We start from the raw sequence: 12,771 nt of genomic DNA, 5'->3' as shown, positions 1-12,771 counted from the left end.
GGTTAAAAAATAAAGATGGTTTTCAAATGGCAACCGACTTGCACGCTCATGCTCGCGTGCATCATTGCGGCATGTAGTAGCAGCATGCCGCCGCGGCAAACGACGCCTGACACCACGCCGCCGGCGAGTAGCGACCGGCCGTCATCAACGGCACCAGCCATTGGCGTTCCGGCACCCACCGGCGCAGTCCCCGGCGGACCCAAGGTAATTAATATTGATCCCAAACCAGAAACCACCGGCAATCCTACGGACGGCATCGACCCGAATATCCCACTGGAAACCACGGTGACGCCCAAGTTGGAGCCTATCGTCAAAGGCACGACCAAACCCTATATTGTGAATGGTGAGACGGTAACGCCAATGTCAGCCATTAGCACGCCGTTCACCCAAACCGGGCACGCCTCTTGGTATGGTAAAAAATTTCATGGCCGCAGAACCGCCAGCGGTGAGCCCTACGACATGTTCAAATTGAGTGCGGCCCATAGAACGTTACCGATCCCAAGTTATATCCGTATTACCAATCTCAGCAACGGCAAAACAGTGATGGCACGCGTGAATGATCGTGGCCCATTTGGTCGCGATCGTATTATTGACCTCTCTTATGCCGCCGCAAAACAACTGGATATTATTCGCCACGGCTCGGCGCAGGTTGAGATTAGCCTAATTGATCCGAGCCAACAAACGCCGTTACAGGCGGGCGCGGCTGAAGCCGCACCGGGGAATTCTGCCACCCAAACAGCACCTGTGAACGCAACTGGGAACGCTGCTAGGGCAAGCACGCTAGAGGCGAGTGGCCTCTATGTGCAAGTCGGCGCGTTTGGCCAAGAAGAAAATGCAGATCGCCTGCAACAGCGTATTTTGAATGCCGCCCCCGAAACACAATCCCAGCTCAACAAAGTGTATAATGGCAAGACGTTCCAGATTGTGCTGGGGCCCTATCCAAATCAGGCATTAGCAGCACAAGCTGCCAACCAAATGCGTGACAAACTCCAGTTACCTACGCTAATTTTTTCTCGTTAAGTATTTCTCGTTGAATGATGACCATGTGGCGCTTTTGCATTGCTTTTATACTTTCTATTCCTTTATTGACGGGCGCGGCTGAAGCCATTCCCGGCAACGTGCCCACGCCTACGCTAGCGGCCAAAGCCTTTGTGTTACGTGACGCCAATACCGGCAATCTGCTCACGGCAAACAACCCTGACATGCCGGTGGAGCCTGCCTCCTTGACCAAAGTGATGACCGCTTATCTCACATTTGAAGCGGTCAAACAAAAACGCTTGTCATTAACACAAACCTTGCCGGTCAGCCAAAAAGCCTGGAAAGTCGAAGGCTCTAAAATGTTTATCGACACCACGATGACGGTGACGGTGGATGAGTTATTACATGGCCTGATTATTCAATCAGGCAATGATGCGGCCATCACACTGGCAGAAGGTATCGCAGGCAGCGAAGAATTATTTGCTTCATTGATGAACAAAAAAGCGGCAGCACTGGGCATGAAAAATAGTCACTTCATCAATGCCACAGGGCTGCCTGATCCGACGCACATGACCACTGCGCGAGATTTGTCGATCTTGGCCAATGCGCTGATTCGTGATTTTCCGCAAGATTACGCCCGGCTGTATTCACAAAAATCGTATACCTATAACAACATTACCCAACCGAACCGTAACCGCCTGCTGTTTCTCGACCCAAGTGTAGATGGCATGAAAACCGGCCATACCGAGTCAGCGGGTTACTGTTTGATTTCGTCAGCCAAACGCAGTGACTTCCGCTTGATTTCTGTGGTACTCGGCACCACCTCTGATAATGTGCGGGCCGCTGAGAGCCAAAAACTGTTGAATTTCGGTTTTCAGTTTTATGAATCCAAGCTGATTTACGCAGCGGATAAGGCAATCACTCGTCAAAAGGTTTGGAAAGGCACTGAAAACGAAGTGGATTTAACCGTTGCAAAACCGGTGTATTTAACCTTGCCTCAGGGCGAATACGCCAATATGAAGGCAAATTTGCGCATCACCAAACCGCTGGAGGCGCCACTGAAAGCACACCAAGCAGTGGGCGCTGTGGATTTCAGCCTCGGTGGAAAAGTCGTGCATAGTGTGCCATTAGTGACCATGCATGCCGTTGAAGCAAGCAATATCTTTTCACGCATGATTGACCAAGTGCGCCTATATCTGCAGTAACAAGTATCTGTAGTAACTGGGCATTGCAGTCATCAAGCATAGTTATCACGAAAGTAGGTGGCCCATGAGCCAGCAAGACCAGACGCCTGCGGTGGAAGAGACCCTGATTGAGTTTCCCACCAACTTTCCGATCAAAGTGATGGGTGAAAGCCATGTTGACTTTACGGTCGAGATCACGCGGATTATCCAAGGCCATTGGCCGGAATTTGACACGCATTTGATTGAAATGCGTGGTAGCAGTAACGGCAAATACACGAGCCTGACCTGTACCGTGTATGTTGTCTCGAAACCACAACTCGACGATATTTATCGCAGCCTGACCTCCCATCCGATGGTCAAGGTCGTGCTGTAAACACGCAATCGCACGCATGGCCGCCCTTGAAATCCGTCAATTGGGCTTGACCGACTATGCGCATACGCTCGCAGAGATGCAAGCGTTCACCGCACAACGCAACGACCAAACCCCGGACCAGCTGTGGATCACAGAGCACCCGCCTGTGTACACCTTAGGCCTCAACCGCCGTGGCGTGCGGCTGCCGCAAAATGGGATCGCTGTGATCTCGGTGGATCGCGGCGGCAAAATTACCTATCACGGCCCAGGCCAGCTAATCATTTATTGCTTAATCGATCTTCACCGCAGACACTTGAATGTGCGCGCGCTCGTCTCCATCTTGGAAAACAGTCTGATAGAGTTTTTAGCAGCGCATGGTATTGTTGCAGTAGCGCGTACCGACGCGCCTGGTGTGTATGTGAATGAGAAAAAAATTGCCTCATTGGGACTACGCCTGAAAAACCAGTGCTGCTATCATGGCCTGAGTTTGAATATTGAGATGGATTTACAACCGTTTGCCGACATCGACCCCTGTGGTTATGCTGGCATGCAAATGACGCAAACCCGGGATTTGAATATCGCGCTGGCAATGAGTGACATTGCAGCAGATTTAACCCAACGATTGAAAGTGAAACTGACGCATGTCAGAACTTGACCCCTCCACCCGCCCAGCCAAAAAAGTAGCCGGCGTGAAAGAAATCGACGCGGCTAAAACAGCGCGCATTCCAATCAAAATTGTGCCACAACCGATGTTGCGCAAACCGGAATGGATCCGCATGAAGGTGCCCGACTCCGCACGATTTCAAGAAATCAAGCAGGTGTTACGCGACAACAATCTGCATACCGTCTGTGAAGAAGCCAGTTGTCCCAACATTGGCGAGTGCTTTAGTGGCGGTACCGCCACCTTTATGATTTTAGGCGATATCTGCACCCGTCGCTGTCCGTTCTGTGACGTGGCACACGGCAAACCGCTGCCGCCAGATGTGAACGAGCCTGAAAATCTCGGGCGCACCATCGCGCAAATGAAATTGCGTTATGTGGTTGTCACCTCTGTGGATCGCGATGATTTGGTCGATGGCGGTGCGCAACACTTTGTCGATTGTATCCGTGCGATTCGCGCGCAATCACCGCAGATTAAAATCGAGATTTTGGTGCCTGATTTCCGGGGCCGCTTGGATGTCTCGCTGAAAATTTTGCGCGAAGCCCCGCCTGATGTCATGAACCACAACCTCGAAACCGTGCCACGCCTTTATAAGCAGGCACGCCCTGGCTCCGATTATCAACATTCCTTAGACTTGCTCAAGCAATTCAGCCAGATGTATCCTACGGTGCCCACCAAATCAGGCCTAATGCTCGGCTTAGGTGAAACCGATGAAGAAATCCTACAAGTGATGCAAGACTTACGTGCTCACGGCGTTAGCATGCTGACATTAGGACAATATTTACAACCCAGCGTGCACCACTTGCCAGTGATGCGTTATGTCACGCCTGAACGCTTTGAGTGGTTTAAACAGCAGGCCGATGCCATGGGCTTTAACAATGCCGCCAGTGGCCCCATGGTCCGCAGCAGTTATCACGCAGACCAACAAGCGCACGCCGTCATCGAGCAAGCATCATCATAAGCAGTGCCGGCAAAGACCGGCCGATCATCACAAGCACAGGAGCAACTATGGTTCCACATTTAACCACGGCTTTGAGCGGCCCACTCTACATGTTAGAAAAACGGGTATTACAGGCGATGCCCGATATCGAACACTGGTTTCGCAGCAAATGGCAGGAGATTCCGGCCCCATTTTATGCCAGTGTGGACCTGCGCAACGCTGGTTTTAAAATTGCCCCAGTCGACACCAATTTGTTTCCAGGGGGGTTCAACAATCTCAATCCGGAGTTCTTGAGCTTATCCGTACAAGCGGCGCAAGTGGCGGTCGAAAAAATCTGTCCAGAGGCACGCCGTGTATTACTGATTCCAGAAAACCATACACGCAATACTTATTATTTGCGCAATGTGGTGGAGCTATGCCACATTCTCAAAGCCGCTGGCATGGAAGTTCGCGTGGGTAGTCTGTCCCCAGAGGTCACAGAGATCACCAAACTGGAAACCCATGACGGCTTACCTTTAATTTTAGAACCGCTGGTACGCGTTAATAATCGTCTGCAATTAAAAGCCAATGTATTTGAAGGGGTCGAATATCCAGCCTTTGATAGCTGCGCCATTCTTCTCAATAACGACCTCTCTGGCGGCGTCCCTGATCTGTTGCAGGGTCTGGAACAAACCTTAATTCCACCCTTGCATGCTGGTTGGTTTATTCGCCGAAAGTCACAACACTTTGCCGCTTATAACAAGGTGGTGGATGAGTTTTCTCAGTTGTTAAACATCGACCCTTGGTTGCTTAATCCCTATTTTGATACCGCCAGCGGCATGGATTTTCATGCGCGTGTGGGCGAAGATGTGTTGGCGGAAAAAGTCGAAGCCATGCTGCTAAAGATTCAAGCCAAATATGATGAATATGGCATCACACAAGCCCCGTTTGCGATTGTGAAGGCAGATGCGGGCACCTATGGCATGGGCATTATGAGTGTTAAATCGGCGGAAGAGGTTCGTGACCTCAACCGCAAAGCCCGCAACAAAATGTCGGTGATCAAAGAAGGGATGCAGGTGTCTGAGGTGATGATTCAAGAAGGCGTCTACACCTTTGAAACCATTAATGACGCCGTGGCTGAACCGGTGGTTTACATGATGGATCACTTTGTCGTCGGCGGTTTTTATCGCGTACATACTGGCCGTGGTATTGATGAGAACTTGAACGCGCCAGGCATGCATTTTGCCCCGCTGGCCTTCGAAAAACCCTGTACCCTGCCAGACTGCGCCGGCGCACCCGATGCCCCGCCTAACCGATTCTACGCCTATGGCGTGGTGGCAAGGCTGGCCTTGCTGGCTGCCGGGATGGAGCTACAAGACCATGGTTCGCTCAATGCATAACGGATAAAAAAGGCGCGCAATGAAACTGCTGTTTATTCTAGACCCGTTAGCTAGCCTTAAAGCTTATAAAGATACCAGCCTTGCCATCATGCGCTGCGCACAGGCCCGCGGCCACGCGCTATGGGTGTGTGAACAGCATGATTTGCACCTGCAAGATGCGGCGGTGTTTGCCGATGCGCAGCCATTGTGCTTTGATGAGGACGGCTGGACGGTCGGCGATAAAACAACACATCGCCCTGCGAACTTTGATGCCGTGCTGATGCGCAAAGATCCTCCGTTCGACAATGAGTTTCTCTACAGCACCTATTTACTCAGCCTAGCAGAGCAACAAGGGGCGCGCGTCATCAACGACCCTGCATCTGTTCGTGGCTGGAACGAAAAACTCTCTGTCGCCCGCTTTCCGCAGTTTGCTCCCCCGTTTATTGTCACCAGCCAGCAGCAGAAAATACTGGCGTTTTTGGCCGAGCATGGCGATATCATCGTCAAACCCTTAGATGGCATGGGTGGCAGTGGTATTTTCCGTCTGCGGCTAGACGATCCGAACATCTACGCCATTCTTGAAACACTAACCCAATTTGAAGCCCAAACCATCATGGTGCAGCGTTACATCCCTGACATCGTCAAAGGCGACAAGCGTATTCTGGTCATTGATGGTGAACCGTTACCCTATGCGCTGGCCCGCATCCCCAAAACAGGTGAAACCAGGGGCAATCTGGCGGCTGGTGGCAAAGGGGTTGCGCAACCATTGAGTCAGCGGGACCGTGAAATCGCCCAAACAGTTGGTCAAACACTCAAACAACATGGCCTGTTTTTGGTCGGGCTGGATGTGATTGGTGATTACCTGACCGAGGTGAACGTGACTAGCCCCACCGGCATGGTAGAGATCGCCGCACAGACCGCCCACTGGGCGCCACCATGCGACCCAGCAGAAGTAATGGTGCTTGCGTTAGAAAAACGGTTGAAGCAGCCTTAGTTATCACACCAACGATAGGTTGACCATGATTGCCGGTCACGTGAGATCAATCGCTTTAAGTGATAAAGACCGCTGTCCTTGTAGGCGAAGCGTGTCACACAGATATTGGCGATCGCTTCGCTTGGTTTCACTACTACTTTTTGGGGGTGAATCGCTCTGATGGGACGGTGATTACGTGGCTACGCGCGCTACTCTGTACCGTTTATCAATGTATTGCGAAGGGTTTGCACCTCTGGTATCGCGTTCACAGGCCAGCGAAAAATCGGAATCTCCGCTGCGCGCAATGCGCGGTCCTTTTTCGCATCCGCGGCCATTCTCGCTGGCTTCAAATGTGAAGCATCATCTAGTTCAATCACGGCGAATACACGCGCATCCTTTTGACAAATAACAAAATCTGCACTCATTTGATGGATACGATTTAACCAAGTTTGATATGGCTGCCCTTTTTTCACGCCTAGAAACCGGGATAACTGGACTTGGGCGAGTACGATATGATCAGGCAAGGCTTGAACCAGCCGAAAGTACAAGACCTGCTCGGGTGCCGAAAGCACTTTTTTTGCATAATACGGCCAGACTTCCTTAGATGGGTTTGGCTGCGGGCGTTTGCTCAATGCAAGTAATACGACGACGATGACGATGATGCATACAATCCAAAACACAATGAATTCCCCTTCCATATTTGTCGGTGAGCGTTGAGTGCTGAGTGCTGAGTGCTGGGCACAAAATATATTAACAATATTTAACATATCATGCTAGCAAACGCGCAGACAACCGCACTCAACCGATGAGGGAAAAGATGCGCATGGAATGAAAATTGAGGGATTACATCAGGACAAATGCTTCAGGAAGCGGCAGCGGTGGGATGTCCGTTTCACCCAAGGCCTCTCTCAGTTCTAACGCGATGATGTCAGTCAGGGCGTTAATAGGCAAAGCGTTGGCAATTGGGGCAAAAGGTTCTTCGAGTTCGTTGCCAAGTGCATCCAGCCCAAACAAAGTATAGGCGGCCAGCGCGGTGACAAATGGGGTGGCCCAACCCAAGGTGTTCGCAAAGCAAAATGGCATCAAAAAGCAAAAAGTGTACGCCGTGCGATGCAATAACAAGGTATAGCCAAACGGGATCGGCGTATGTTGTATGCGCTCGCAAGCGGCTTGGGTCAGCGCCAGCTTTTGAATTAATTCTTCAAGCAAGTTAAATTGAATGGGTTGAATAGCCCCATCGCGCAATGCTGCAATCAAAATGCGTTCCATCGCACGTAAAATCACTTCGGGTGGATTTTTACTCTGACGAAACTGCGCCATCACCGCAGGCGAGACCAGCTTTGCGATCTTCGGCAACTGATCACTCGGCCTGAGCTGCATGAGCATGGCATACGCATAAGCAATATTATGCTGCAATAGTTGCTTGCGGGCGTCACTCACCTGGCCATCTACGGTGTCTAAAATTTGGCTGAGGCGCGCCAGATTTCTCGCAGTGAGCATAAACTCGCCCCAAATCTTTCTCGCCTCCCACCAACGTTCATAACAAGCATTATTACGAAAAGCTAAAAAAATAGAGAGGGTGATGCCTAATAGCGCGAATGGCCCGCCATCAAACTTTGGTAACCAATCTGGTTTGAAGGTATAAATAGAAACGACTGCAGCAGACAAGCCCGCCACGAATACCAGCAAAGGCATGATCCTGAGTACGATCGACCCTTTGATAATAAAAAACAACTCAAAAAGATGCGGTCTGGGTCTAACAATCAAGGGATGTCTCCTGCCAATGCAACCATTACCATAATGATCTATGCAACAGTCTATCTGCCGGCGCAGTGACTGCATGTGGCAAAAAGACAGGGGAAATCGCTGGTATACCCTGATTTATCATTGCAGCGGCCTAAAAATGCCTAAGAAAAGAGTTGTTGGCGCAGAAAGACGTCAAAACCCCTGGCGAAGGCAACCTAGCTAAGCCTAGGCGATGGCCTGACCTCGGTGTTAGCGCAATAAAAAACCAACCCCGCGGGGTTGGTGATACTGACCGACGTGCTGTTGCGAATCATTATTTGGCTAAGCGTCTACCAAAACTGACCGCATACGCCGCTGGTCGCGCCAGCAAGATAGGATCTTGACTCGGCGCAATGCCCTCTGTCAGTTGCAATGGATTAAACATGATTGGTTTTTCTGCCGTTTGACTGTCCGCCACCGCTTTATTGAGCGTCAGCGTGCCTAACTCAACTAATTGACGGCTATCCGGCCAAACCACGGTCGCGTTATTCACATCATCGCCCTGCTCGGCCAATTGCAGCAGCAGTTTATACTGCACACCCTTGGTCTGCACCCGCTCCACAATTTCTTTCATCAAGTAATCTGGTGCGGCCTTATCGGCGGCCTGCTGCGTTAAATAACGCGCACCTGAGACAGGTACAATCTGATAGCGGCCATACACTTTTTTTCCGCCTGCATTGCTAAATTGAAACGCATTCACCCCAAAAAAAGGCTGGGTGGCAAAACTCTCGGGTGCTGGTTTGGGAGTGCTGACAAATTTAAGGGCTGCAGGATGCGTGCCCAAAAACTGCTCCACTGGGCTCGGTTTTGCGGTGCTCGCCTGCGAATCACGGACAGCATTCAACAAGCCTAGAAAGTCTTCTGGGGTGGCTGCCGGAAACCCATTCACGGAGATACTCACAATATCGGTTGCCGTACCATCAGGCAATTGGAAACGAATTGCGATCCCTTTTGGAAAAGCATTGCCATTGGCATCGGGAATATTCGGTACACCCGTCGCGTCTGAAAAACGAACCAGCACCGGGGTGGGCTTCTGAAAATGCACAGCCTGACTAATGCTGGCAGCCTGCGCCGATGGCGTGAAGCTGCCTTCCACCATGATGCCTTTCGCATGATTGGCACGATAGCCTGCATGCGGGCCGCCCGAAAGCGTGGTCAATGTATCCACCACTTGTTCTGTCACCGGCTTATCTTCGGCGAGAACGGGGTGGGTCATGGTGAGGCTGCCGGCGAATATCACAGCGATGATTGCGCGTAATTGCATGGTTTTTTCCTTTCAAAAAAAATTAAAACTTTATAACGCAAAATTAAATCGTACACTATATAAAATACAAAAAAAATGATCGCGTACCCTATTGGCCTTGAAGGCCTAGGCAACGTGCTCAATCAAGTGGTTACGCAACCCATTTAAGCGTTCGCGCAACAAGGCAAGCTCCTCGATAGAACTCCCCATGGCGCAGAGCATATCGTCCATGATGCCCGAGGCTTGAAGACGCAATTGCCGACCGGTTTCTGTGAGACAAATGATCACTTGCCTTTCATCTTGGCTGGAGCGGATCCGCTGTAATAGCGCCGCCGACTCTAGCCGTTTTAACAAGGGCGTGAGCGTCGCGGAATCTAAGAACAACTGCTCGCCGATATCACTTACCGTGCGCTGATCGCTTTCCCACAACACCAGCATCACCAGATACTGTGAGTAAGTTAGATCGAGCTTTTTGAGCAGCGGCCGATACACCTTGTTGATAGCCAATGACAGCGAATACACCGAAAAACATAGCTGTTCTTGCAAAACGGGCGTGCTGTTTTTGATGGTGTCATTCATATATCGAGACTATAAATAGTGCGCTACTTAATAGCAATGCATTTATCACTTATTTACGCAAAAACTGAATGGCATAGTGAATGATAAAATTCGCTTTTTTGTGCATTCTGATTTGGCTCATGATGATCTCCTATTGAATAGGCATTCATCTTAAAGCAAACATAAAGCGAATTAAAATTGAATGTTTTGATGAGGGCTATCAGTAAAACTTATGAATGGATCGCCTAACCTTTGGCTAGGCCGAGCAGGCCGCACGTGGCTTAATTCAGGTAATCCAGTTTGAATGGATCTTTTTGCACCTCGACGTCCAGCGGATTAATCGCATAAGAAAGATCATCGCCGATATCAATGTCGATTTCGTTTTGGCCTTCCCAGCGCTGCAACCACACTGAAAAGTCTTTTTCAGGCATGGGCTTGCCAATAAAATAACCTTGGCCTTCGTTACAGCCCAATCTAGCCAGCTGATTAAGCACAAACTCGTTCTCAATGCCTTCTGCGACTACAATCAAACCCAGATTATGGGCTAGATCAATGGTGGATTTAACGATGCTGGCATCTCCGCTATTTTTGTCCATAAACATGACGAAAGAACGGTCAATTTTGAGTTCTTGTACTGGCAACTGCCGTAAGTAAGCCAGTGAGGAATAGCCCGTACCAAAGTCATCAATCGCCAGATGTAATCCCATCGCTGCCAATTTTTTCACCACTAATTCGGCGCGCTCTGGGTCTTGCATCAAGCTGCCCTCGGTGATTTCGAGTTTCAGCGCTTTCGCGTCTAAACCGTGAGACGACAATAAATGAGCGATTTGTTCAGGCAACTCCATATTGTTCAAGTCACGGGTGGACAAGTTGACCGCTAAAGTAATATCTAGCCCTTGTTTTCTAAACCCAGCCAATACTTGGCAGGCCCGCAACAGCATCCAGTTGGTAATGTCGCTAATGATGCCAGTCTGCTCGGCGAACGGAATAAACTGGTCTGGAAAGATCATGCCTTTTTCTGGATGTACCCAGCGAATCAATGCTTCACCACCCAACGCACGGCGGGTCTTCACATCGATTTTGGGCTGAATATATAGCAGTAACTGATCTTGCTGAATCGCTTCTTTCAAATCAGAAATCAAGGTTAAGGTTTCGGATTGATCGATTTCAAGCGCGGTGTTGTAGACAATCCACGGCGATTTTTTCGCTTTGGATTCTTGTAGTGCCGTTTCGGCGTGATTGAGCAATGCCTCTTCATTCATGCCATGGTCAGGATACAAAGAGATGCCAATACCGGTACGTACATCGATGGCTTGGCCTTGTACGCTCACCGGCTGCTCAAACACATGTAACAACTTGTCAGCATAACGCGTTGCCTGTGCCTGATCCGTGTGCTGCAGCATCACGGCAAACTCGTCGGCGTCCAACCGTGCCACCATGTCGTGCTCACCCAGGACATTTTGTTTCAATACCTGCCCCACATGGCGCAGCAAATCGTCGCCAAAATCGCGACCCAGCGTTTGATTAATCGGTTTGAAACGATGGATATTAATGACAATGACACTTAATTTTTGCTTGCTCTCGGCATGCGTTAACAAGGCCTGATGCACCCCTTGTATAAATGCCAGGCGGTTAGAAAGGCCGGTCAATTCGTCATTAAAAGCCAGCCGCTGAATACGCAAGGTACGCTGTAATACCGCTTCGCGCATGCTATTAAGCGCTTTGGCCAGATGGCCGATTTCGTCGATACTATTGACCTGAATTTCTTTGTCATAATCGCCCATGGCGATGTAATCGGCCTCTTTGACCAAAGCCGCAATCGGCTCTGTGGTTTTACGTGAGACATACCAAATTAAGGCGGCCAAAATACACACGCCCACCAGTGTCAGCAAAATCATGCTCTTAAATAACAAGCTAAGATCTTGAATAAAAGGCTCCACTGAGCCCTGCAACACCACCAACAGCGCTTCATCCCCTGCCTGATGTAATGAGCGTATTTTTAAGTGATAGGACTGATCATTGAAATCGACGCGATGCAGCGACATTTTTTGACGGTACACATCCGCGACTGTTTTCACCAGCAGGTTAGAGAGCGCATGGTCGGCGGTGCCGCTAATTAATTGCCAGTCATGTTGCGGGGTTTTTTGTACAAAGGCGACATCCAAATGCGTCAATTGCTTGATCTGACTGGCGAGACGACCATCTACCGCAAAGCCCATCACAATCCAACCAATCACGTCGGGCGCTTTGACCGGCACGGTAATCAGCTGATAGGGCTTGCCGTCGACAATATCAAATTTCAACATGCCACTTTGATTATCGACGATCGCCTGCATCGCATCGACCTTGGCATTGGGTCCAAACAATGCGGTTTGGTTATCGGCAGTGCCGATCACCAAATCATCACGATTGCTGATGTAATAGGCCACTTGCGCGTGAATACGGCCTTGGTAGCTTTCAAGCGCTGACTCTATCGTCTCTGCGTCATTGGTGGCTACCGCCTCTCGAAACGCAAAATCTGCCGCCAGCACTTGGGTGGCTTGCTTCAGGCTTTGCGTATTGTGTTGCAACAAACTGACGAAGACCCGCTCACCAACGTTGATCTGCTCTTCCGCTAACTGGTTGGCGTGTTTGTCCAGCGCATATTTAAGCGGAATCAGGCCTGCCAATTGAATAGCAACCACCACCGTCAAAAATGTGAAGGCGATGCGGGATCGTATGTGTTTGAACTGGATCATG

12 protein-coding genes are annotated in these 12,771 nt (G+C 50.0%); 7 read left to right on the top strand and 5 right to left on the bottom strand.

The genetic code is table 11. The annotated features are described in order from the left end of the window. The first annotated feature begins 15 nt into the window (after nucleotides 1-15). The 7 genes from FIT99_RS00330 (at nucleotide 16) to gshB (ending at nucleotide 6,467) form a co-directional block, all read left to right on the top strand. Nucleotides 16-1,020, top strand: a complete 1,005-nt coding sequence (locus FIT99_RS00330) for a septal ring lytic transglycosylase RlpA family protein (RefSeq protein WP_140001868.1) — start codon at nucleotides 16-18, stop codon at nucleotides 1,018-1,020. A 65-nt stretch (nucleotides 1,021-1,085) separates the two neighbouring features. Then, nucleotides 1,086-2,183, top strand: coding sequence for a D-alanyl-D-alanine carboxypeptidase family protein (locus FIT99_RS00325; RefSeq protein ID WP_140004568.1), 1,098 nt, complete (start codon nucleotides 1,086-1,088; stop codon nucleotides 2,181-2,183). Between the two features lie 64 nt (nucleotides 2,184-2,247). After that, nucleotides 2,248-2,535, top strand: coding sequence for an HP0495 family protein (locus FIT99_RS00320; RefSeq protein ID WP_140001866.1), 288 nt, complete (start codon nucleotides 2,248-2,250; stop codon nucleotides 2,533-2,535). Between the two features lie 16 nt (nucleotides 2,536-2,551). Further along, the gene (gene lipB, locus FIT99_RS00315; protein WP_140001864.1) at nucleotides 2,552-3,169 is read left to right on the top strand and encodes a lipoyl(octanoyl) transferase LipB; all 618 of its coding nucleotides are present in this window, start codon (nucleotides 2,552-2,554) and stop codon (nucleotides 3,167-3,169) included. After that, nucleotides 3,156-4,136: a lipoyl synthase gene (gene lipA / locus FIT99_RS00310; RefSeq protein WP_140001861.1), complete on the top strand. Its 981-nt coding sequence runs from the start codon at nucleotides 3,156-3,158 to the stop codon at nucleotides 4,134-4,136. The genes lipB and lipA overlap by 14 nt, the downstream gene beginning before the upstream one ends. Before the next feature lie 47 nt (nucleotides 4,137-4,183). Next, nucleotides 4,184-5,494 (top strand): glutamate--cysteine ligase, encoded by a 1,311-nt coding sequence (gene gshA / locus FIT99_RS00305; RefSeq protein WP_140001859.1) that lies wholly within the window; start codon nucleotides 4,184-4,186, stop codon nucleotides 5,492-5,494. A 19-nt stretch (nucleotides 5,495-5,513) separates the two neighbouring features. Continuing rightward, nucleotides 5,514-6,467 carry a glutathione synthase gene (gene gshB / locus FIT99_RS00300; RefSeq protein ID WP_140001857.1) on the top strand — a complete coding sequence of 318 codons (954 nt, stop codon included), beginning with the start codon at nucleotides 5,514-5,516 and terminating at the stop codon, nucleotides 6,465-6,467. Nucleotides 6,468-6,655: 188 nt separating this feature from the next. Here the strand turns inward: gshB and FIT99_RS00295 are convergent, their stop codons facing one another. The 5 genes from FIT99_RS00295 to FIT99_RS00275 form a co-directional block, all read right to left on the bottom strand. Beyond that, on the bottom strand, nucleotides 6,656-7,126 hold the full coding sequence (locus FIT99_RS00295; protein ID WP_223261224.1) for a DUF2726 domain-containing protein: 471 nt from the start codon (nucleotides 7,124-7,126) through the stop codon (nucleotides 6,656-6,658). A 163-nt stretch (nucleotides 7,127-7,289) separates the two neighbouring features. Further along, on the bottom strand, nucleotides 7,290-8,213 hold the full coding sequence (locus FIT99_RS00290; RefSeq protein WP_189524758.1) for a bestrophin family protein: 924 nt from the start codon (nucleotides 8,211-8,213) through the stop codon (nucleotides 7,290-7,292). 292 nt (nucleotides 8,214-8,505) lie between these two features. After that, nucleotides 8,506-9,495 carry a catalase family peroxidase gene (locus FIT99_RS00285; protein WP_140001852.1) on the bottom strand — a complete coding sequence of 330 codons (990 nt, stop codon included), beginning with the start codon at nucleotides 9,493-9,495 and terminating at the stop codon, nucleotides 8,506-8,508. 105 nt (nucleotides 9,496-9,600) lie between these two features. Continuing rightward, a complete protein-coding gene (locus FIT99_RS00280; protein ID WP_140001850.1) occupies nucleotides 9,601-10,053 on the bottom strand; it encodes a MarR family winged helix-turn-helix transcriptional regulator in 453 nt (150 codons plus the stop codon). Nucleotides 10,054-10,313: 260 nt separating this feature from the next. Then, complete coding sequence (locus FIT99_RS00275) at nucleotides 10,314-12,770, bottom strand: EAL domain-containing protein (RefSeq protein ID WP_140001848.1); 2,457 nt, start codon at nucleotides 12,768-12,770, stop codon at nucleotides 10,314-10,316. Between the last annotated feature and the right edge of the window lies 1 nt (nucleotide 12,771).

It is taken from the genome of Methylophilus medardicus (genome assembly GCF_006363955.1).
Classification (GTDB): domain Bacteria; phylum Pseudomonadota; class Gammaproteobacteria; order Burkholderiales; family Methylophilaceae; genus Methylophilus; species Methylophilus medardensis.
The sequence above is the reverse complement of the archived record's forward strand: the minus strand, read 5'-3'. Positions and strand labels throughout refer to the sequence as shown.